The organism is Burkholderia sp. JP2-270 (assembly GCF_003233675.1).
Taxonomy (GTDB): Bacteria; Pseudomonadota; Gammaproteobacteria; order Burkholderiales; family Burkholderiaceae; genus Burkholderia; species Burkholderia pyrrocinia_C.
This window is the reverse complement of the sequence record NZ_CP029824.1, coordinates 3,452,452-3,471,810: the sequence shown is the minus strand read 5'-3', so window position 1 is coordinate 3,471,810 and position 19,359 is coordinate 3,452,452. Positions and strand designations below refer to the sequence as shown.

Annotated in this window: 19 protein-coding genes; 17 read left to right on the top strand and 2 right to left on the bottom strand. The window is 65.7% G+C overall.

The window, feature by feature from the left end:
- The first annotated feature begins 21 nt into the window (after window positions 1-21).
- The 13 genes from pheA (at window position 22) to cysM (ending at window position 13,200) form a co-directional block, all read left to right on the top strand.
- Window positions 22-1,104 (top strand): prephenate dehydratase, encoded by a 1,083-nt coding sequence (pheA, locus tag DM992_RS16395; RefSeq protein ID WP_111017577.1) that lies wholly within the window; start codon window positions 22-24, stop codon window positions 1,102-1,104.
- A 186-nt stretch (window positions 1,105-1,290) separates the two neighbouring features.
- Window positions 1,291-2,217 (top strand): prephenate dehydrogenase/arogenate dehydrogenase family protein, encoded by a 927-nt coding sequence (locus DM992_RS16390; protein ID WP_111017576.1) that lies wholly within the window; start codon window positions 1,291-1,293, stop codon window positions 2,215-2,217.
- Between the two features lie 13 nt (window positions 2,218-2,230).
- Window positions 2,231-3,535 carry a 3-phosphoshikimate 1-carboxyvinyltransferase gene (gene aroA, locus DM992_RS16385; protein ID WP_111017575.1) on the top strand — a complete coding sequence of 435 codons (1,305 nt, stop codon included), beginning with the start codon at window positions 2,231-2,233 and terminating at the stop codon, window positions 3,533-3,535.
- Between the two features lie 13 nt (window positions 3,536-3,548).
- A complete protein-coding gene (gene cmk, locus DM992_RS16380) occupies window positions 3,549-4,235 on the top strand; it encodes a (d)CMP kinase (protein WP_111017574.1) in 687 nt (228 codons plus the stop codon).
- A gap of 124 nt (window positions 4,236-4,359) precedes the next feature.
- Window positions 4,360-6,090: a 30S ribosomal protein S1 gene (rpsA, locus tag DM992_RS16375; RefSeq protein WP_006750753.1), complete on the top strand. Its 1,731-nt coding sequence runs from the start codon at window positions 4,360-4,362 to the stop codon at window positions 6,088-6,090.
- 22 nt (window positions 6,091-6,112) lie between these two features.
- Window positions 6,113-6,436 (top strand): integration host factor subunit beta, encoded by a 324-nt coding sequence (locus DM992_RS16370; protein ID WP_006486894.1) that lies wholly within the window; start codon window positions 6,113-6,115, stop codon window positions 6,434-6,436.
- A 208-nt stretch (window positions 6,437-6,644) separates the two neighbouring features.
- Complete coding sequence (locus DM992_RS16365; RefSeq protein WP_034183038.1) at window positions 6,645-6,938, top strand: LapA family protein; 294 nt, start codon at window positions 6,645-6,647, stop codon at window positions 6,936-6,938.
- Between the two features lie 53 nt (window positions 6,939-6,991).
- Complete coding sequence (gene lapB, locus DM992_RS16360) at window positions 6,992-8,164, top strand: lipopolysaccharide assembly protein LapB (protein ID WP_111017573.1); 1,173 nt, start codon at window positions 6,992-6,994, stop codon at window positions 8,162-8,164.
- A 90-nt stretch (window positions 8,165-8,254) separates the two neighbouring features.
- A complete protein-coding gene (locus DM992_RS16355; RefSeq protein WP_111017572.1) occupies window positions 8,255-9,655 on the top strand; it encodes a UDP-glucose/GDP-mannose dehydrogenase family protein in 1,401 nt (466 codons plus the stop codon).
- 7 nt (window positions 9,656-9,662) lie between these two features.
- Window positions 9,663-10,613, top strand: a complete 951-nt coding sequence (rfaE1, locus tag DM992_RS16350; protein ID WP_051983784.1) for a D-glycero-beta-D-manno-heptose-7-phosphate kinase — start codon at window positions 9,663-9,665, stop codon at window positions 10,611-10,613.
- Window positions 10,614-10,676: 63 nt separating this feature from the next.
- A complete protein-coding gene (rfaD, locus tag DM992_RS16345; RefSeq protein WP_111017571.1) occupies window positions 10,677-11,669 on the top strand; it encodes an ADP-glyceromanno-heptose 6-epimerase in 993 nt (330 codons plus the stop codon).
- A 73-nt stretch (window positions 11,670-11,742) separates the two neighbouring features.
- Window positions 11,743-12,090: a helix-hairpin-helix domain-containing protein gene (locus tag DM992_RS16340; RefSeq protein WP_111017570.1), complete on the top strand. Its 348-nt coding sequence runs from the start codon at window positions 11,743-11,745 to the stop codon at window positions 12,088-12,090.
- A 207-nt stretch (window positions 12,091-12,297) separates the two neighbouring features.
- The gene (gene cysM / locus DM992_RS16335; RefSeq protein WP_111017569.1) at window positions 12,298-13,200 is read left to right on the top strand and encodes a cysteine synthase CysM; all 903 of its coding nucleotides are present in this window, start codon (window positions 12,298-12,300) and stop codon (window positions 13,198-13,200) included.
- A 74-nt stretch (window positions 13,201-13,274) separates the two neighbouring features.
- On the opposite strand, the gene mltB is transcribed toward cysM, so the two are convergent.
- Window positions 13,275-14,492, bottom strand: coding sequence for a lytic murein transglycosylase B (gene mltB / locus DM992_RS16330; protein ID WP_239511294.1), 1,218 nt, complete (start codon window positions 14,490-14,492; stop codon window positions 13,275-13,277).
- Window positions 14,493-14,661: 169 nt separating this feature from the next.
- On the opposite strand from mltB, the gene DM992_RS16325 reads away from it, so the two are divergent.
- The gene (locus tag DM992_RS16325; RefSeq protein WP_111017567.1) at window positions 14,662-15,585 is read left to right on the top strand and encodes a histone deacetylase family protein; all 924 of its coding nucleotides are present in this window, start codon (window positions 14,662-14,664) and stop codon (window positions 15,583-15,585) included.
- 22 nt (window positions 15,586-15,607) lie between these two features.
- Here DM992_RS16325 and DM992_RS16320 read toward each other — a convergent pair whose 3' ends face one another.
- On the bottom strand, window positions 15,608-16,528 hold the full coding sequence (locus DM992_RS16320; protein WP_111017959.1) for an alpha/beta hydrolase: 921 nt from the start codon (window positions 16,526-16,528) through the stop codon (window positions 15,608-15,610).
- Between the two features lie 218 nt (window positions 16,529-16,746).
- Here DM992_RS16320 and DM992_RS16315 point away from each other — a divergent pair, with 218 nt between their 5' ends.
- Genes DM992_RS16315 through DM992_RS16305 form a run of 3 tightly spaced genes read left to right on the top strand, consistent with a single transcriptional unit; the run spans window position 16,747 to window position 19,248 of the window.
- Window positions 16,747-17,781, top strand: a complete 1,035-nt coding sequence (locus DM992_RS16315; RefSeq protein ID WP_034183046.1) for a methionine ABC transporter ATP-binding protein — start codon at window positions 16,747-16,749, stop codon at window positions 17,779-17,781.
- Complete coding sequence (locus DM992_RS16310; RefSeq protein WP_006486982.1) at window positions 17,771-18,424, top strand: methionine ABC transporter permease; 654 nt, start codon at window positions 17,771-17,773, stop codon at window positions 18,422-18,424. Before DM992_RS16315 ends, DM992_RS16310 begins: the two co-directional genes overlap by 11 nt.
- 29 nt (window positions 18,425-18,453) lie before the next feature.
- Window positions 18,454-19,248, top strand: a complete 795-nt coding sequence (locus DM992_RS16305; protein WP_111017566.1) for a MetQ/NlpA family ABC transporter substrate-binding protein — start codon at window positions 18,454-18,456, stop codon at window positions 19,246-19,248.
- The last annotated feature ends 111 nt before the right edge of the window (window positions 19,249-19,359 follow it).

Below are 19,359 nucleotides of genomic sequence, written 5' to 3'. Positions count from 1 at the left end.
TCAAACAGCACGGCAAAACGCATGGACGACGAACTGAATTCCCGCCTGAAACCGCTGCGCGATCGCATCGACGCGATCGACGCGCAGCTGATCGCGCTCCTGAACCAGCGCGCCGCGGTGGCGCTGGAGGTGGGCGAGGTCAAGAAGCATTTCAACGCGCCGGTGTTCCGGCCGGAACGCGAGCTGCAGGTGATCGCGCGGCTGCAGGACATGAGTGAGGGGCCGCTCGAGAGCGAGCACATCGGCGCAATCTGGCGCGAGATCATGGCGGCGAGCCGTGCGCTCGAGCAGACGATCCATGTCGCGTTCCTCGGGCCGGTCGGCACGTACAGCGAACAGGCGATGCTCGAGTATTTCGGCCAGTCGATCGAAGGGCTGCCGTGCCCGTCGATCGACGAGGTGTTCCGCTCGGTCGAGGCCGGTGCGTCCGCGTTCGGCATCGCGCCGGTCGAGAATTCGACCGAAGGGGCCGTGTCGCGCACGCTCGACCTGCTGCTGCAGACGCAACTGCTGATCAGCGGCGAGCTCGCGCTGCCCATTCACCACAACCTGCTCACGCAGAGCGGCACGCTCGACGGCGTGAAGCGCGTCTGCGCGCATGCGCAGGCGCTTGCGCAATGCCAGCAGTGGCTCGCGGCGAATGCGCCGCAGCTCGAGCGGCAGGCCGTGGCGAGCAACGCGGAGGCCGCGCGTCTCGCGGCGGCCGATCCGACCGTCGCGGCGATCGCGGGCGACCGCGCGGCCGCGCATTACGGCTTGCAGATCGCGTTCTCGTTGATCCAGGACGATCCGCACAACCGCACGCGCTTCGTGATCGTCGGCAAGCAGCCGGCCGGGCAAAGCGGTCATGACCAGACGTCGCTGATCGTGTCGGTGAAGAACGAGCCGGGCGCCGTGTTCAAGCTGCTCGAACCGCTCGCGCGGCACGGCGTGTCGATGACGCGCTTCGAGTCGCGTCCGGCACGCGTCGGCACGTGGGAGTACTACTTCTACATCGACATCGAAGGGCACCGTGACGATGCGTCGGTCGCGGCCGCGCTCGCGGAACTCGGCCAGAAGGCCGCGTTTCTGAAGATACTCGGTTCGTATCCGCGCGCACGCTGACGCGCGGCGGCCTGTCGCCTGCTTGCGCAGGCGTGGCGGCCAGGCGGGCAGGGCAGGCCGATCGGCGCTGCCGAAGGCGGGTTCGGGCGGCATCCGGAGCAGGTCGCGCCGGGTGCGGGCCCGTTGCCCGGAATCTGGAATTCCGTGTGCGGGGCGTCGTTCCGCGCGCGTAACTTGGCTCTTGTCGTGTCAGGCTTTGCATTCAACAAACTGGTCATTTTCGGTGTCGGCCTGATCGGCGGATCGCTGGCCCGCGCGCTGCGCGAGCGCGCGCCGGGCGGCGCGGGCGAGATCGTCGGCGTGGGCCGTTCGCGCGCATCGGTCGAGCGTGCGTTGTCGCTCGGCGTGATCGACCGCGCAGCGGCGCTCGACGACGACGCGCAGTTGCGCGACGCGCTGGCGGGCGCCGATCTCGTGCTGCTGGCCGCGCCCGTCGCGCAGACGGGCCCGCTGCTTGCGCGCATCGCGCCGTGGCTCGCCGATGCGACGATTGTCACCGATGCGGGCAGCACCAAGTCCGACGTCGTCGCGGCCGCGCGCGAAGCGCTCGGCGCGCGGATCGCACAGTTCGTGCCGGGGCATCCGATCGCCGGCCGCGAGTCGAGCGGCGTCGAGGCCGCGTTGCCGGACCTGTACGTCGGCCGCAACGTCGTGCTGTGCCCGCTGCCGGAGAACGCGCCCGAATCGGTCGCGCGGATCGACGCGATGTGGCGTGCGACCGGCGCCGACGTGCGCACGATGAGCACCGGGCAGCACGATCGCGTGTTTGCGTCGATCAGCCATCTGCCGCACGTGCTGTCGTTTGCGCTTGTCGAGCAGATCCTCGGCGAGACGGACGCGGAACTCAAATTCTCGTACGCGGCGGGCGGCTTCCGCGATTTCACGCGCATCGCGGCGTCGAGCCCGGAGATGTGGCGCGACGTGTGCGTCGCGAACCGCGCGGCGCTGCTCGACGAACTCGACGGCTACACGCGCGTGCTCGCGCGGCTGCGCGAGGCGATCGACGCCGGCGACGGCGCGGCGCTCGAAGCCGTGTTCACGCGCTCGCGCGCCGCACGCAAGGCATGGCAGGAGCGTGGCGGCACGCCCGCTGCCGAACCGGTCAAGAAATAACAGGACGATTCTCATGGACTATCTCGATCTCGGCCCGTACTCCAGCGCATCGGGCACCGTGCGCCTGCCCGGCTCGAAGAGCATCTCGAACCGCGTGCTGCTGCTCGCGGCGCTTGCCGAAGGCGATACGACGATCACCAATTTGCTCGACTCCGACGACACGCGCGTGATGCTCGATGCACTGGGCAAGCTCGGCGTGAAGCTCGCGCGCGACGGCGACACCTGCGTCGTCACGGGCACGCGCGGCGCGTTTACCGCGAAGACGGCCGACCTGTTCCTCGGCAATGCGGGCACGGCCGTGCGGCCGCTGACCGCGGCGCTCGCGGTGAACGGCGGCGACTATCGCGTGCACGGCGTGCCGCGCATGCACGAGCGGCCGATCGGCGATCTCGTCGACGGCCTGCGGCAGATCGGCGCGCGGATCGATTACGAACTGAACGAAGGCTACCCGCCGCTGCGGATCAGGCCCGCGACGATTTCGGTCGATGCGCCGATCCGCGTGCGCGGCGACGTGTCGAGCCAGTTCCTCACGGCACTGCTGATGACGCTGCCGCTCGTGAAGGCGAAGGACGGCAAGATCGTCGTCGAGGTCGACGGCGAACTGATCTCGAAGCCGTACATCGACATCACGATCCGGCTGATGGAGCGTTTCGGCGTGGTCGTCGAGCGCGACGGCTGGCAGCGCTTCGTCGTGCCGGCCGGCGTCCGCTACCGCTCGCCGGGGCGGATCATGGTCGAAGGCGATGCGTCGTCCGCATCGTACTTCCTCGCGGCCGGCGCGCTTGGCGGCGGCCCGCTGCGCGTCGAGGGCGTGGGACGTGCGAGCATCCAGGGCGACGTCGGCTTCGCGAACGCGCTGATGCAGATGGGCGCGAACGTGACGATGGGCGACGACTGGATCGACGTGCGCGGCATCGGCCACGACCACGGCAAGCTCGAGCCGATCGACATGGACTTCAACCTGATCCCCGATGCGGCGATGACCATTGCGGTCGCGGCGCTGTTCGCGAGCGGCACGAGCACGCTGCGCAACATCGCGAGCTGGCGCGTGAAGGAGACCGACCGCATCGCCGCGATGGCGACCGAACTGCGCAAGGTCGGCGCGATCGTCGAGGAAGGTCCCGACTATCTCGTCGTCACGCCGCCGGAAAAGCTCACGCCGAACGCGGCGATCGACACGTACGACGATCACCGGATGGCGATGTGCTTCTCGCTCGTCAGCCTGGGCGGCGTGCCCGTGCGGATCAACGATCCGAAGTGCGTCGGCAAGACGTTCCCTGACTATTTTGACCGCTTCGCCGCGCTCGCCAAAGCCTGACCCGACTGTTCCGATGAAATCGACCCGACCCTTTCACCCGACTCCCGTCATCACGATCGACGGCCCGACCGCTTCCGGCAAGGGCACCGTCGCGGCGCTCGTCGCCGCGCATCTTGGCTTCCACCTGCTCGACAGCGGTGCGCTGTACCGTCTCGCGGCGCTCGCAAGCGTGCGCTACGGCATCGCGGCGGAGGACGTCGACGCACTGGTGAAACTGATCGACGATCTCCACATCACGTTCCGCGAAGGCTGCGCGCAGCTCGACGGCGTCGACGTGTCGAACGACATCCGCGCCGAAGCGGTCGGCAATCGCGCGTCGGCCATTGCCGTGCACGGGCCCGTGCGCACCGCGCTGGTCGCGCGTCAGCGCGCGTTCCGCAAGACGCCGGGCCTCGTTGCCGACGGCCGCGACATGGGTACGGTGATCTTCCCGGACGCCGTGCTGAAGGTGTTCCTGACGGCCAGCGCCGAGGCGCGCGCGGCCAGACGGCATAAGCAATTGATGCAAAAAGGTTTTTCTGCTAATATAGATAACTTGCTCCGGGATCTTCGTGAACGTGACGCGCGCGACAGCAATCGCGCGGCCGCACCGCTGAAGCCCGCGGCAGATGCCGAGCTGCTCGATACGTCGGCACTTTCGGTCGATGAAGCAGTCGACCAGGTGCTGCAGTGGTACCGGGCGCTCGGCCAGCCCGCCTGAGAAGGCGGGCAGCGGTAGGTGCCCCGCGTCGCAAGCGCGGAGCGTGTTTCGAACCCTTAACCCCGTGTGGTCTTCGATCTGGCCCTTTCAGCCTGCCATTCCGGCCGGCGTGGCTCAGCGATCCATGCACAATCAGATTTTTATGTCCGACCTGCAAACCTCCACCCCGAATACCGAATCCTTTGCGGCTCTGTTCGAAGAGTCGCTGACCCGCCAAGACATGCGCGCCGGCGAAGTCATTTCCGCCGAAGTCGTGCGCGTCGACCACAACTTCGTGGTCGTCAATGCAGGCCTGAAGTCCGAGGCTTACATTCCGATCGAGGAATTCCTGAACGATCAGGGCGAGGTTGAGGTGCAGTCGGGCGATTTCGTGTCCGTCGCGATCGACGCACTCGAAAACGGCTACGGCGACACGATCCTGTCGCGCGACAAGGCGAAGCGCCTTGCATCGTGGCTGTCGCTGGAAAAGGCCCTCGACAACAACGAACTCGTCACCGGCACGATCACCGGCAAGGTGAAGGGCGGCATGACCGTGATGGTCAACGGCATCCGCGCGTTCCTGCCGGGTTCGCTGGTCGACACGCGTCCGGTCAAGGACACGACCCCGTACGAAGGCAAGACGCTCGAGTTCCGCGTGATCAAGCTCGATCGCAAGCGTAACAACGTCGTGCTGTCGCGTCGTGCAGTGATCGAAGCGACCCAAGGCGAAGAGCGCGCGAAGCTGCTCGAGACGCTGAAGGAAGGCGCGATCGTCAACGGCGTGGTCAAGAACATCACCGACTACGGCGCGTTCGTCGACCTCGGCGGCATCGACGGCCTGCTGCACATCACCGACATCGCATGGCGTCGTGTGCGTCACCCGAGCGAAGTCCTGTCGGTTGGCCAGGAAGTCACCGCGAAGATCCTCAAGTTCGACCAAGAGAAGAACCGCGTCTCGCTGGGCATCAAGCAACTGGGCGACGATCCGTGGGAAGGCATCTCGCGCCGTTACCCGTCGGGCACGCGCCTGTTCGGCAAGGTCACGAACATCACCGACTACGGCGCATTCGTCGAAGTGGAATCGGGCATCGAAGGCCTCGTCCACGTGTCGGAAATGGACTGGACCAACAAGAACGTTGCTCCGTCGAAGGTTGTCCAGCTCGGCGACGAAGTCGAAGTCATGGTCCTCGAGATCGACGAAGACCGCCGTCGTATCAGCCTCGGCATGAAGCAGTGCAAGCCGAATCCGTGGGATGACTTCAGCCGCAACTTCAAGAAGGGCGACAAGATCACGGGCGCAATCAAGTCGATCACCGACTTCGGCGTGTTCATCGGTCTGCCGGGCGGCATCGACGGCCTGGTCCACCTGTCGGACCTGTCGTGGAGCGAAGCCGGCGAAGAAGCCGTTCGCAAGTACAAGAAGGGCGACGAAGTCGAAGCAATCGTGCTCGGTATCGACGTCGAGAAGGAGCGTATTTCGCTCGGCATCAAGCAACTCGAAGGCGACCCGTTCAGCAACTACGTTGCAATGAACGACAAGGGCTCGATCGTCGACGGCGTCGTGAAGACGGTCGATGCGAAGGGTGCGGTCATCACGCTGACGGGCGACATCGAAGGCTACCTGCGCGCGTCGGAAATCTCGCAGGATCGCGTCGAAGACGCACGCAACGTGCTGAAGGAAGGCGACAAGGTCAACGCGATGGTGATCAACATCGATCGCAAGTCGCGCGGCATCAACCTGTCGATCAAGGCGAAGGATTCGGCCGAGCAACAGGAAGCGATCCGCGGCCTGCAATCGGACTCGAGCGCTGCTGCGACCGGTACGACCAACCTCGGCGCGCTGCTGAAGGCGAAGCTCGACGGCCAGAACCAGTAAGCCTCACGAGGTCTGCTGAAGTATGACCAAATCCGAGTTGGTCGCGCAGCTGGCATCGCGATTTCCGCAACTTGTCCTCAAGGATGCGGATTTCGCGGTGAAAACGATGCTCGATGCGATGTCCGATGCCCTGGCGAAAGGGCATCGCATCGAAATTCGGGGTTTCGGCAGCTTCGGCCTCAACCGTCGCCCGGCGCGTGTCGGACGCAACCCGAAGTCGGGGGAGAAAGTGCAGGTGCCCGAGAAGTTCGTGCCGCACTTCAAGCCTGGCAAGGAATTGCGTGAACGCGTCGACGGTCGCGCCGGTGAGCCGCTGAAGGCTGACGATCCGGACGACGAGCGTTGAGCGTCGTTCGGTTTGCCCGGAACCTGCCGGCGAAGGCTGAAGAAAAAAGCGCCCCTTGCGGGCGCTTTTTTCATTTCCGGCGATCGCGGCGCAATGGGGCGCGCAGGATCTGCGCAGCCGCGGAAACGCTTCCTTTACAATACGGGTCGATTCGGTGCGACGAAGGGGAGTCGCGCGCCGCGGCAAACCTCAACAAAGAGAGGGCTTCATGAAGTTTATCGTCTGGCTGATCCGGGTATTGGTGTTCGTACTGCTGCTGGTGCTCGCGCTGGCCAATACGCAAACCGCGACGCTGAATTTTGTTGCCGGCTACGCATGGCAAGCGCCGTTGATCCTGATCGGCCTCGCGTTCTTCGTCGTGGGGCTGCTGGCCGGCCTGCTGTCCGCGCTGCCTTCGATCTTCCGTCTGCGTCTCGAGAACGGGCGCCTGAAGCGCGATCTGCGCGCGGCGCGCGAAACGCCTGCCGTCATCGACCAGCCGCCGATGCCGCCCGTCATTTAACACGGACACCGCGCGACAATCGCGCGGTTTTCGTCTCTGCTTCGATATTTCGCATGGATCTGGATTTCTGGTGGTTGCTCGCGATTCCGGTTGCGTTCGCGCTCGGTTGGGCGGCGTCACGTTATGACCTGAAGAATCTTCTGTCGGAGAGTGCCAATCTGCCGCGATCGTATTTTCGCGGCCTGAATTTTCTGTTGAACGAACAACCCGACAAGGCGATCGACGCGTTCATCGAGGTCGCCAAGCTCGACCCCGAGACGGTCGAGCTGCACTTCGCACTCGGCAACCTGTTCCGCCGTCGTGGCGAAACCGATCGCGCAATCCGCGTGCACCAGAACCTGCTGAGCCGTACGGACCTGCCGGTCAACGAGCGCGACCACGCGCTGTACGAGCTCGGCCAGGATTTCCTCAAGGCCGGCCTGCTCGATCGCGCCGAGGAGGCGTTCCACAAGCTCGCCGACGGCGATTACGCGCTCGGCGCACAGCGGGCGCTGCTGACGATCTACGAGATCGAGAAGGACTGGAACAAGTCGATCGATACCGCGAAGCGCATCGAGTCGATGAGCGACAAACCGCTCGGCACCGAAATCGCGCAGTTTCACTGCGAACTCGCGCAGGACGCACTGCAGCGCAAGAACGCGGCCGCGGCAGCAGAGCAACTGCGGCTCGCACTGACCGTGAACCCGCAGAACGTTCGCGCGACGATCCTGTCCGGCGATGCCGCGGAGGCGGAGGGCAATCACGCGGCTGCGATCGAGCACTGGAAGCGTGTCGAAGCGCAGAACCCGGCGTATCTGCCGCTCGTCGCCGACAAGCTGATGAAGGCCTATGTCGCGCTCGGCAAGAACGTCGACGGCGCGGAGCTGCTGATGGGGTATGTCGACCGCTATCCGTCGAACGACCTGCTCGACATCGCCTATCAGCACATCGCGGGGTTGCGCGGCCAGGACGCGGCGCACACGCTCGCGCGCGCGCAGATGGAGAAGTCGCCGAACCTGTCGGGGATGCTGCACCTGCTCGATGCGCAGATCACGGCGGCCGACGAACCTCGTCGTAAGGAACTTGAAATGATGCGTGCGCTGATCAAGCAGCGCACGAAAAATCTGCCACGGTATACGTGCCAGAATTGCGGTTTCCGGGCGCGGCTCTTCTATTGGCAGTGCCCCGGATGCAGCGGCTGGGAAACCTATGCGCCGCGCCGCGTCGAACCTGCGATGTCGAGCTGATCCCGGCATGCGGAGCCAACGCGCAGCGGTTGTCGCCGGGCTCGGCCCGGAGGCCAAGTTAGTCAATTACCGGGAAGTACCGGAACATCTATGAAAATCACCATCATCGGCACCGGCTATGTCGGCCTCGTCACGGGCGCATGCCTCGCGGAGATCGGTCACGACGTCTTCTGTCTCGACGTCGATCCGCGCAAGATCGACATCCTGAATAACGGCGGGATGCCGATTCACGAACCGGGGCTGCTGGACATCATCGCGCGCAACCGCGCGGCGGGGCGCCTGCGCTTCTCGACCGACCTCGAGGCGAGCGTTGCGCACGGCGAGATCCAGTTCATTGCGGTGGGCACGCCGCCCGACGAGGACGGCTCGGCCGACCTGCAATACGTGCTCGAGGCCGCGCGCAACATCGGCCGCCACATGACGGGCTTCAAGGTGATCGTCGACAAGTCGACGGTGCCGGTCGGTACCGCGCAGCGCGTGCGCGGCGTGGTCGACGAGGCGCTTGCCGCACGCGGGCTCGGGGGCAGCGTCGCGCATCGCTTCTCGGTCGTGTCGAACCCGGAATTCCTGAAGGAAGGCGCCGCGGTCGAGGACTTCATGCGCCCTGACCGGATCATCATCGGCGTCGACGGGGACGAGACGGGCACGATCGCGCGCGAGAAGATGAAGAAGCTTTACGCGCCGTTCAACCGCAACCACGAGCGGACGATCTACATGGACGTTCGTTCGGCCGAATTCGCGAAATATGCGGCGAATGCGATGCTCGCGACGCGTATCTCGTTCATGAACGAAATGTCGAATCTCGCCGACAAGGTCGGTGCCGACATCGAGGCCGTGCGCCGCGGGATCGGCTCCGATCCGCGTATCGGGTATCACTTCCTGTACGCGGGCGTCGGCTACGGCGGCTCGTGCTTCCCGAAGGACGTCCAGGCGCTGATTCGCACCGCGGGCGAGAACGGCCAGCCGCTGCGCATCCTGGAAGCCGTCGAGGCGGCCAACCATGCGCAGAAGGACGTGTTGATCGGCAAGATCGAGCAGCGCTTCGGCGCCGACCTGACCGGTCGCGAGTTCGCGGTCTGGGGGCTGGCGTTCAAGCCGAACACCGACGACATGCGCGAGGCGCCGAGCCGGCGCCTGATCGCCGCGCTGCTCGAGCGCGGTGCGATCGTGCGCGCGTACGATCCGGTTGCGGTCGACGAGGCGCGGCGCGTATTCGCGCTGGATTTCGGCGACGATGCGGACGCGCTCGCGCGGCTGCAGCTCGTCGATACGCAGGACGTTGCCGTGACGGGGGCGGATGCGCTCGTGATCGTGACCGAATGGAAGGAATTCCGGAGCCCCGATTTCACGCGCCTGAAGGCCGAACTGAAGGCGCCGGTGATCTTCGACGGGCGCAACCTGTACGAGCCGGACGCGATGGCCGAACTGGGCATCGACTACTACGCGATCGGCCGGCCGTATGTCGATCCCCAGTCGTTCTCCCGTGGCTGATCACACGATGAATACTCTCCGCGAAGTCGTTCCGGTGCCGCGCGCGCAGCTCGCGCGCTCGCGTGTGCTTGTCGTCGGCGACGTGATGCTCGACCGTTACTGGTTCGGCAACGTCGATCGCATTTCGCCTGAAGCACCCGTGCCGGTCGTGCACGTGCAGCGTCAGGAAGAGCGGCTCGGCGGTGCGGCCAACGTCGCGCGCAATGCCGTGACGCTCGGCGGCCAGGCCGGGTTGCTGTGCGTCGTCGGTTGCGACGAACCCGGCGAGCGGATCGTCGAGCTGCTCGGCAGCAGCGGCGTGACGCCGTATCTCGAGCGCGACCCGACGCTGCCGACCACGATCAAGCTGCGCGTGCTCGCACGCCAGCAGCAACTGCTGCGCGTCGACTTCGAGGCGATGCCGACGCACGAGGTGCTGCTCGCGGGGCTCGCGCGCTTCGACGCGCTGCTGCCGCAGCACGACGTCGTGCTGATGTCGGATTACGCGAAGGGCGGCCTGACGCACGTCACGACGATGATCGAGAAAGCGCGTGCGGCCGGCAAGGCCGTCCTCGTCGACCCGAAGGGCGACGACTGGGCGCGCTATCGCGGCGCCTCGCTGATCACGCCGAATCGCGCGGAGTTGCGCGAAGTGGTCGGGCAGTGGAAATCGGAAGACGATCTGCGCGCGCGTGTCGCGAATCTGCGTGCGGAACTCGGCATCGACGCGTTGCTGCTCACGCGTTCGGAAGAGGGCATGACGCTCTTTTCCGCCACCGGCGAACTGCACGCACCGGCGCTCGCGCGCGAGGTGTACGACGTGTCGGGCGCGGGCGATACCGTGATCGCGACGGTCGCGACGATGCTCGGCGCAGGCGTGCCGCTCGTCGACGCGGTCGTGCTCGCGAATCGCGCGGCAGGCATCGTGGTCGGCAAGCTCGGCACGGCCACGGTGGACTACGACGAACTGTTTCACTGAGCGCATTCGGCGGCGCGACGAGCGCGCCGCACGAGTGGCTCGCACTTTTCAGGCAGGACGATCATGACCCTCATCGTCACCGGCGCGGCCGGTTTTATCGGCGCGAATATCGTCAAGGCGCTCAACGAGCGCGGCGAGACGCGCATCATCGCGGTCGACAACCTGACGCGCGCGGACAAGTTCCGCAATCTTGTCGATTGCGAGATCGACGATTATCTCGACAAGACGGAATTCGTCGAACGCTTCGCGCGCGGCGATTTCGGCAAGGTGCGCGCGGTGTTCCACGAAGGCGCCTGTTCGGACACGATGGAAACCGACGGCCGCTACATGATGGACAACAACTTCCGCTACAGCCGCGCGGTGCTCGACGCGTGCCTCGCACAGGGCGCACAGTTCCTGTACGCGTCTTCGGCCGCGATCTACGGCGGTTCGACGCGTTTCGTCGAGGAGCGCGAGGTCGAGGCGCCGCTGAACGTGTACGGCTATTCGAAGTTCCTGTTCGACCAGGTGATCCGTCGCGTGCTGCCGACCGCGAAGAGCCAGATCGCAGGCTTCCGCTATTTCAACGTGTACGGCGCGCGCGAAACGCACAAGGGCCGCATGGCGTCGGTGGCGTTCCACAACTTCAACCAGTTCCGCGCGGAAGGCAAGGTGAAGCTGTTCGGCGAGTACAACGGCTATGCGCCGGGCGAGCAGACGCGTGACTTCGTGTCGGTCGAGGACGTCGCGAAGGTGAACCTGTTCTTCTTCGATCATCCGGAGAAGTCGGGCATCTTCAACCTCGGCACGGGCCGTGCGCAGCCGTTCAACGATATCGCGTCGACGGTCGTGAATACGCTGCGTGCACTCGACAACCTGCCGCCGCTGACGCTCGCGCAGCAGGTCGAGCAGGGACTGATCGAATACGTGCCGTTCCCCGATGCGCTGCGCGGCAAGTACCAGTGCTTCACGCAGGCCGACCAGACGAAACTGCGCGCGGCCGGCTTCGACGCGCCGTTCCTGACGGTGCAGGAAGGCGTCGACCGCTACGTTCGTTGGCTGTCCGGCCAGGTTTAAACGGAAGCGTTGCATCGATAGACTGGGTCTCACGGTCGGCAGCCGCCGGCCGTTTTCATCGGAGATCCAGCACATGATCAGGAAATGGTTTGCCGCAGCGGTCATGCTCGGCGCAGTCGCGTCGGCCTGGGCGGCCGTCGACGTCAACACCGCGAACGAGGATGCGCTCGTCGGCATCAAGGGCATCGGCCCGGCGCGGGCGAAGGCGATTCTCGACGAACGCGGCGCGCGCGGTCCGTTCAGGAATGCGGAAGATCTCGCGTCACGCGTAAAAGGCATGGGTGGCCATACCGTCGAGCGACTTCAGCAGGAAGGGCTGACGATAGGTGCGGCGGGCTCGGGTACCGCAGCCGCGCCGGTCGCGGGCAAGCCGGCAGCAGCAAAGGCCGCCGCCGCGCCTGCCCGCACCGCGCAGAAGTAACGCGTCGCGCGCGACCGACAAAGAGCTCCTTCAGTCGCCGTCATTGCGACGGCTTCCCGCGGCATGCCGCGGGTTTTTTGCGTGCGCGGCGATCGCGAATCGCACGGCATGCGTATTCCATCGTCGCAAAGGGGTTGCCGGCGCGAGCGGCGGTGCTGGTTTACAATCGATCGATTGATTGATCGGCCTCGTACTCACGGTATATCCATGGCTTACAAAACTATCGAAGACACGATCGGCAATACGCCGCTCGTGCAACTGGTCCGCTTGCCGGACGACGAGATTCGCGCGCGCAACAACGTGGTGCTCGCGAAGCTCGAAGGCAACAATCCGGCCGGTTCCGTGAAGGATCGCCCGGCGCTGTCGATGATCAGCAAGGCCGAGGCGCGCGGGCGCATCAAGCCGGGCGATACGCTGATCGAGGCGACGAGCGGCAACACGGGCATCGCGCTCGCGATGGCAGCGGCGATCCGCGGCTACAAGATGGTACTGATCATGCCGGAGGACCTGTCGGTCGAGCGTCGCCAGAGCATGGCCGCTTACGGTGCCGAAATCATCCTGACGCCCGTGAAGGGCGGAATGGAACTGGCGCGCGATCTCGCTGACCAGATGCAGCGCGAAGGCAAGGGCGTGATCCTCGACCAGTTCGCCAACCCCGACAACCCGGTCGCGCACTACGAAGCGACCGGCCCGGAGATCTGGCGCGATACCGACGGGCGGGTGACGCACTTCGTGTCGGCGATGGGCACGACCGGCACGATCATGGGCGTGTCGCAGTATCTGAAGGAACAGAATTCCGCGATCGAGATCGTCGGTGCGCAGCCGGAAGAAGGTTCGCGCATTCCGGGCATCCGCAAGTGGCCGGAAGCCTATCTGCCGACGATCTTCGATCGCAGCCGTGTCGACCGCGTCGAGAGCGTGAGCCAGGCCGCCTCCGAAACGATGGCACGCCGGCTGGCGGCTGTCGAAGGCATCTTCGCGGGCATTTCGTCGGGCGGCGCGTGCGAAGTCGCGATGCGCATCGCGCGTCAGGTCGAGAACGCGACGATCGTGTTCATCGTTTGCGATCGCGGCGACCGCTATCTGTCCACGGGCGTGTTCCCGGCCTGAGCCCGGTCCGCACGCGATAAAAAAAAGCGCCGCAGGTTTAGTTGCGGCGCTTTTTGTTTGGGTGGGTGCGTTGCTTACTGCGCTTGCTCGTCAGCGTCGGCCGGCTTCAGCGCGCCGCTCGCTTCCATCTGCGCCTTCACGGCCTCGCCGAGCTGATACACGGAGAGTGCGTAGAAGAAGCTGCGGTTGTAGCGCGTCAGCACGTAGAAATTCTTCAGCCCGAGCATGTATTCGGTCGCGCGCCCCGGCGACGGCAGGTCGACCACGGTCACCGGCGTGGCGGCTTCGGTGGTGATGTTGACCGCCGGTTCGTTCAGCGTCATGCCCGCGCGCATCAGTTGCGACAGTGCCCAGTGCGGTTCGGGCTGGCCGTCGGCGGCGGCCTGTGCGATCCCCAGGCTGCCCGTATCGGGCGTGATCTGCCAGACCACCGGGCGGTCGGTTTCCCAGCCGTGCTGCTTCAGGTAGTTCGCAACGCTGCCGATCGCGTCGACAGGACTGCTGCGCAGATCGACGTGGCCCGTGCCGTCGAAGTCAACCGCATATTCGCGGATGCTGCTCGGCAGAAACTGCGGAATCCCGATCGCACCTGTATAAGAGCCGAGCACGGTGGTCGGATCGAGCTGGTTGTCGCGGGTCCAGACCAGGAAATCCTCGAGGTTCTTGCGGAACGTTGCCTGGCGGCTGTCGCGATTCGGCGTGTCCGGATAGTCGAACGTGAGCGTCGTCAGCGCGTCGAGCACGCGGAAATTGCCCATGTAGCGGCCATAGATCGTCTCGACGCCGATGATGCCGACGATCACCTCGGGCGGCACGCCGAACTCCCGGGATGCGCGCTCCAGCGTCGCCTGGTTGGCTTTCCAGAACTTCACGCCCGCATTAATGCGGATCGGCTCGATGAAGCGCGAGCGATAGACGCGCCAGTTCTTGACCGTCGGCGACGCGGCGGGCTTCACGAGCTTGACCGCCGTCGCCGAATAGCTGATGCGCGAGAACAGCGCATGCAGGCTCGCGGAGTCGAAGCCGTTGCGGCTCACCATCTCGTCGATGAACGCGTCGACCTTCGCGTTGCTCGCGTAACGCTGCGGAACGATTTCCTCTTCGAAGGTCTGGCCTTGCGGCGTCGGCTGCTGGGGCTGGGCCTGTGCGACGCGCGTGCCGGCAGGTTTCGCAGGCTGCGTCTGCGCGCCGGCAGGCGCCGCGCCGAGGGCCGCGGCGACGGTGGCGACGACGAGCGGAGCGCGAACACGGAGCAACGCGGAGAGAAGGGCGGCAGGCTTGCTGGAATTCATGTCGAAGCGGGCGGGCGGGGCGATTGGGTACGGCGCAGTATACCCGACGCATCCGGCGCGCCGGGGCGAAACGGGGCCCCGTTGTGGTAAGTTAGCGGCGAATTCGCGGCAGACGATGGACATCATTGATGGAGACCTGCGGCGCACCGCGCGCTGCGGATGACAGCTTATGGCAACCGCTTTCTATACGCACCCCGACTGCATGCTGCACGAGATGGGGGAATGGCATCCGGAATGCCCGGCCCGATTATCGGCGATCCAGGATCAACTGATTGCGAGCCGCATCGACGACCTGATCGTGCACGAAACCGCGCCGTTCGCGAGCGAGGTGGCGCTGGGCCGTGTGCATACGCAGGCGCACATCGACTACATCCGGAGCATGACGCCGGTCGACGGCTACGTCGAGATCGATCCCGATACGCTGATGAACCGCGGCACGTGGCGCGCGGCGCTGCGCGCAGCCGGTGCCGCGATCGCGGCGACCGACGCGGTGATCGAAGGCCGCTACGCGAATGCGTTCTGCAGCGTCCGGCCGCCCGGCCACCATGCGGAGCCCGCGCGCGCGATGGGTTTTTGCTTCTTCAACAACGTCGCGATCGCCGCACGGCATGCGCTCGACGTACACGGCATCGAGCGTGTGGCGATCGTCGATTTCGACGTGCACCACGGCAACGGCACCGAGGCTGCGTTTGCAAACGACGAGCGCGTGCTGATGTGCAGTTTCTTCCAGCATCCGCTGTACCCGTTCTCGGGTATCGACCACCAGGCGCCGAACATGGTCAACCTGCCGATGCCCGCGCGCAGCAACGGGATGGCGATCCGCGAAGCCGTCGACATGTTCTGGCTGCCGCGTCTCGATGCGTTCAAGCCGCAGATGCTGTTCGTGTCGGCGGGCTTCGATGCGCATCGCGAGGACGACATCGGCAACCTCGGCCTCGTCGAGGCCGACTTCGAATGGCTGACCGCGCAGATCGTCGACGTGGCGCGTCGTCATGCGCAGGGCCGCATCGTGAGTTGTCTCGAAGGCGGCTACAACCTGTCCGCACTCGGGCGCAGCGTCGTCGCGCACCTGCGCGTGCTGGCCGGCATCTGACCGGCCGGTCGTGCCGACGCGCTTAGCGCGCCGGCACGCGCGCGTGAATCCACGCGATCAGCGCGTCGATCACGCGGTCGCGTTCGAGATCGTTCATCGTTTCGTGGAAACCGCCATCGTATAGCGTCAGCGTGCGATCGGGCGAGCCGACGTGCGCGCCGAACGCGCGGCTGCCGTCGGGTTCGGTCAGCTTGTCCTCGGTGCCGTGATAGACGAGCACCGGGACGCGCAGCGCGCCGCGGCCGCGTTCGATGCGCGCCATCGCGTCGAGAATCTCCGCGCCGGTGCGCGCGGGCACCGCGCCGTGATGCACGAGCGGATCGGCACGATTGGCCGCGACGATGGCCGGATCGCGCGACAGCAGCGCCGCATCGATCCGGATCGCGGGGAAGGTTGGCCACGCGCGGCTGATGACGCGGCTCACCGCGAGCATCCACCGCGGCACGTCGCGCCCCGGTGCGAGTGCCGGGCTCGAAAGCACGAGGCCCGTCAGCGCATGGCCGCAGGCCGGCGCACGTTCGATCGCGTACAGCGCGGCGACCGCGCCGCCCATGCTGTGTCCCATCAGGAACAGCGGCGTATCGCCGCGCGCTGCTTCGGCGACCAGCGCATCCGCATCGTTCAGGTAATCGTCGAAACGCTCGACCCAGGCTCGCTTGCCGGGCGACTGGCCGTGCCCGCGCAGATCGATCGCGAGCACGTCGATGCCCGCCGCATTCAGCCGGCCGGCGAGCGCGGCATAACGGCCAGCGTGTTCGGCGAGGCCGTGTACGAGCGCGAGCGTCGCGCACGGCGGCGCGGTGTCGCTGCCGGCCGACCAGCGGTACGACGCCAGTTCGAGCCCATCCGCGGTGCGCAGCCGGCCCATTTTCGGCGCCGGCGGCGACGCAGGCGCCGATCCGGCGGTGGCAGGTGCGGTGGCCGGCGTGGTGGTGGCGGTCATCTGGCGTGTCCCCTGTTCGTTGGCATGCGTGTTCCGGATCATAGTCGCGGCATTGTCGCGGCGGGCCAGCGGTGTCCCTCTAATTTCGTGAGGTTATGAAAAGATCGAAATCGATTATTAAGTGGAATGAGGGGTTTGCGGTAAAATCGCCGGCTATTCCAGATGCATCGGTGGCCGACTGGCGGGCCTGCTCGCCAGCCGGCCGCCGTTTTGTTTACATGATCGAATTACGCAATCTTTCGCAGCGTTTTCCCGGGCCGAGCGGCTGGGTCGAGGCGCTGCACAACGTCAACCTGACGATCCCGCAGGGCGAGGTGTTCGGCATCATCGGCCGAAGCGGCGCCGGCAAGAGCACGCTCGTGCGCACCATCAACCTGCTCACGCGGCCGACCGAAGGCAATGTCGTCGTCGGCGGGCGCGATCTCACGCTGCTGCCGGCCGGCGCGCTGCGCGAGGCGCGCCGCGAGATCGGCATGATCTTCCAGCACTTCAACCTGCTGTCGTCGCGCACGGTGTTCGACAACGTCGCACTGCCGCTGGAGCTGGCCGGCGCAAGCCGTGCCGACATCGAGGCCGCCGTGCTGCCACTGCTCGACCTCGTCGGGCTGTCCGCGCAGAAGGATCGTTACCCGGCGCAGATCAGCGGCGGACAGAAGCAGCGTGTCGGCATCGCACGCGCGCTCGCGAGCCAGCCGAAGGTGCTGTTGTCGGACGAAGCGACGTCCGCGCTCGATCCCGAAACCACACGTTCGATCCTCGACCTGCTGAAGCGCATCAACCGCGAACTCGGCCTGACGATCGTGCTGATCACGCACCAGATGGAAGTGATCAAGCAGGTGTGCGATCGCGTCGCGGTGCTCGATGCGGGGCGGGTGGTCGAGGAGGGCCGCGTGATCGACGTGTTCCTGCAGCCGCATCACGAAGTGACGCGCGCGCTGATCGGCGACGTGATCGCGCAGGAACTGCCGCCCGCGCTGAAGGTGCGCGTGGCCGAGCGGCTGAAGACGGGCAGCGGGCATCTGCTGCGGCTCGCGTTCACGGGCTCGGGTGTCGATCAGCCGATCCTGTCGGAGACGATCCGCCGTTACGAACTCGATTTCAACATCCTGCACGGCCAGATCGACGAGATCCAGGGGCAGGCATTCGGTTCGCTCGCGGTGCTCGCGGGCGGCGAGCCGGGCAAGGTCGGGCAGGCGCTCGCGTTCCTGCGCGAGCAAGGTGTGGTGGTAGAGGAGCTTTCGTATGTTGAGTGAGATGTTCGATATGTTCGTGCAGTCGTTCTGGGAGACGCTGATCATGGTCGGCATTTCCGGGGCGGTCGGCGCGCTTGTCGGTCTGCCGCTCGGCGTGCTGCTCTACCTGACCGATCGCCAGGGCGTGCTGCAGAACCTCGCGGTGAATCGTGTGCTCGGCGGCATCGTGAACGCGGTCCGCTCGACGCCGTTCATCATCCTGCTGGTCGCGGTGATTCCGTTTACGCGGCTCGTCACGGGTTCGTCGATCGGCACGGCCGCGGCGGTCGTGCCGCTGACGCTGGCGGCCGCGCCGTTCATCGCGCGTCTCGTCGAGACGGCGTTGCGCGAAGTCGATCGAGGGTTGATCGAGGCCGCGCAATCGATGGGCGCGACCACGTCGCAGATCGTATTCAAGGTGCTGTTGCCCGAATCGCTGCCGGGCGTCGTGGCGGGCCTGACGATCACGTTCGTGTCGCTGGTCGGCTATTCGGCGATGGCGGGCGCGATCGGAGGCGGCGGGCTCGGCGATCTCGGGATTCGCTACGGCTACCAGCGCTATCTGCCGGAAGTGATGTGGACGGTCGTCGCGATCCTGATCGTGTTCGTGCAGATCGTGCAGTCGTTCGGCGACTGGCTCGTCCGCCGGCTGAGCCACAAATAAGACGAAATTGATCCATTAGGGGAGAGACGATGCAACGACGCTTTATGCTGAAATTCGCGGCGGCACTCGGCGCAGCCGCGCTGTTCGCGGGTGCGCACGCACAGGCCGAAACCATCAAGGTGGGCGTGACGGGCGGGCCGCACGCGCAGATCATGGAAGCGGTGAAGAAGGTCGCGGCGAAGAGCGGCCTCGAGATCCGCATCGTCGAATTCTCCGATTACGTGCAGCCGAACGCGGCGCTCGCGTCGGGCGACCTCGACGCGAACAGCTACCAGCACGATCCGTATCTGCAGGCGCAGGTGAAGGATCGCGGCTACAAGCTGATCAAGGTCGCGGATACCGTCACGTTCCCGATGGGCATCTATTCGAAGCGCGTGAAGTCGCTGGCTGAACTGAAGCCCGGCGCGCGCATCGCGGTCCCGAACGACCCGACCAACGGCGGCCGTGCGCTGCTGTTGCTGCAAAAGCAGGGGCTCCTGAAGCTGCGCGCGGATGCGGGGCTGAAGGCGACGCCGCTCGATATCGTCGACAATCCGCGCAAGCTGAAGATCGTCGAACTCGATGCGGCGCAGATTCCGCGCTCGCTCGGCGACGTCGACGCGGCCGCGATCAATACCAACTACGCGATGGAAGCAGGGTTGAAACCGAAACAGGACGCGATCGCGATCGAGGGTCCGAACGGCCCGTACGCGAACATCCTCGCGATTCGCGACGCGGACCGGGACAAGCCGTGGGTCGCGAAACTGATCGCGGCCTATCATTCGGCCGACGTGAAGCAGTTCATCGAAGGCAAGTTCGGCGGCGCGGTTATTGCCGCCTGGTAACGGGCAGAGCACGGGACGCCCGGCGGGATTAGAGTCGATGATCGAAACCCCGGGCTTTGCGTCCGGGTTTTTTCTCTTTTAAAATAGAACGACCGTTCGCTATCATTGGCG

What these genes read in the sequence shown, in the direction of transcription:
- DM992_RS16355 (WP_111017572.1), top strand. Translation starts at nt 8,255, where the DNA reads ATGAAAATCACCATCATCGGCACCGGCTATGTCGGCCTCGTCACGGGC.
- DM992_RS16370 (WP_006486894.1), top strand. Translation starts at nt 6,113, where the DNA reads ATGACCAAATCCGAGTTGGTCGCGCAGCTGGCATCGCGATTTCCGCAA.
- aroA (WP_111017575.1), top strand. Translation starts at nt 2,231, where the DNA reads ATGGACTATCTCGATCTCGGCCCGTACTCCAGCGCATCGGGCACCGTG.
- cmk (WP_111017574.1), top strand. Translation starts at nt 3,549, where the DNA reads ATGAAATCGACCCGACCCTTTCACCCGACTCCCGTCATCACGATCGAC.
- DM992_RS16315 (WP_034183046.1), top strand. Translation starts at nt 16,747, where the DNA reads ATGATCGAATTACGCAATCTTTCGCAGCGTTTTCCCGGGCCGAGCGGC.
- rfaD (WP_111017571.1), top strand. Translation starts at nt 10,677, where the DNA reads ATGACCCTCATCGTCACCGGCGCGGCCGGTTTTATCGGCGCGAATATC.
- lapB (WP_111017573.1), top strand. Translation starts at nt 6,992, where the DNA reads ATGGATCTGGATTTCTGGTGGTTGCTCGCGATTCCGGTTGCGTTCGCG.
- DM992_RS16325 (WP_111017567.1), top strand. Translation starts at nt 14,662, where the DNA reads ATGGCAACCGCTTTCTATACGCACCCCGACTGCATGCTGCACGAGATG.
- DM992_RS16305 (WP_111017566.1), top strand. Translation starts at nt 18,454, where the DNA reads ATGCAACGACGCTTTATGCTGAAATTCGCGGCGGCACTCGGCGCAGCC.
- cysM (WP_111017569.1), top strand. Translation starts at nt 12,298, where the DNA reads ATGGCTTACAAAACTATCGAAGACACGATCGGCAATACGCCGCTCGTG.
- DM992_RS16365 (WP_034183038.1), top strand. Translation starts at nt 6,645, where the DNA reads ATGAAGTTTATCGTCTGGCTGATCCGGGTATTGGTGTTCGTACTGCTG.
- mltB (WP_239511294.1), bottom strand. Translation starts at nt 14,492, where the DNA reads ATGAATTCCAGCAAGCCTGCCGCCCTTCTCTCCGCGTTGCTCCGTGTT.
- rpsA (WP_006750753.1), top strand. Translation starts at nt 4,360, where the DNA reads ATGCACAATCAGATTTTTATGTCCGACCTGCAAACCTCCACCCCGAAT.
- DM992_RS16310 (WP_006486982.1), top strand. Translation starts at nt 17,771, where the DNA reads ATGTTGAGTGAGATGTTCGATATGTTCGTGCAGTCGTTCTGGGAGACG.
- DM992_RS16340 (WP_111017570.1), top strand. Translation starts at nt 11,743, where the DNA reads ATGATCAGGAAATGGTTTGCCGCAGCGGTCATGCTCGGCGCAGTCGCG.
- DM992_RS16320 (WP_111017959.1), bottom strand. Translation starts at nt 16,528, where the DNA reads ATGACCGCCACCACCACGCCGGCCACCGCACCTGCCACCGCCGGATCG.
- pheA (WP_111017577.1), top strand. Translation starts at nt 22, where the DNA reads ATGGACGACGAACTGAATTCCCGCCTGAAACCGCTGCGCGATCGCATC.
- rfaE1 (WP_051983784.1), top strand. Translation starts at nt 9,663, where the DNA reads ATGAATACTCTCCGCGAAGTCGTTCCGGTGCCGCGCGCGCAGCTCGCG.